The sequence below is a fragment of the Psychrobacter sp. T6-1 genome (assembly GCF_052258445.1).
In genome coordinates, this window is sequence record NZ_JBQQFC010000643.1 from 1 (window position 1) to 803 (window position 803).

At 44.2% G+C, this 803-nt stretch carries 1 pseudogene; it reads right to left on the reverse strand.

The features are described from left to right. Positions 1-803 (reverse strand): annotated as a pseudogene (locus ACTXGO_RS15115) (UvrD-helicase domain-containing protein); the annotation flags it as partial.

The following is an 803-nucleotide window of genomic DNA, read 5'->3' on the forward strand; positions in this document are numbered from 1 at the left end:
AGAGAAAGTCGTCTCACGTCTTTGCTCCAACACTGCTGGCAGCTTTTGCCGTACTTGCAAGGCAATATCGCGGTTTAGATTGTCAACTAGCGCATCGAGATGTCTTTCAATCTGATCCGTAAAATCATAAACCGCTTTGAGCGCTTGGATGCTTGGCAGATGGATAAAGGTTTGGCGCTCTACTTCTTTATTCTTATTAAACCCTTTACCGCCCTCCTCTTTATTTAAAAAGGCTAAAGGTAGCGCATCAAAAAACTTTTGCGTGTCATCATCTAGATGTACGAAAAACAAATGACCGTTTTTTTGCATGGCAACTTGTATATACCCTATACGCTCCACTTTGGTTGCCAAACCTGCATTCCAAGTCATGCCTTGAGCTTTGCGATAGTCTTTATCAAAATATGGCGCTACATCTGTCAAATCACATTTCATAAAATCTGTTAGCGCTTGCTCATACCCAGCAAAATCTATCGCCTCGCCTAGATCGACGTTTTCGATTGGTGTGGATATAAACTGCAAGGACTTTTGCGCGACGTAGATATGATCGGCAGGTGTGGTTAAGCGATTTGTATGCTGCATCAGCTCATAGATCTTTGGCTGTTTATAGTACAGATAACTGTGATGAGCGCGCACCGCATCGTGAATGATACTCTCTATCACCACTTGCTCGTTATCACTAATCTGCACGCCCTGCTGATAGCCTGTCTCCGCGCTGTACTCAGACAGCCACTTTTGCGATAGGCTATCGAGCGTACCGACAAACAGCTTATCTAAGGTAATGAGTACCAGTTTACAGCGCCGAA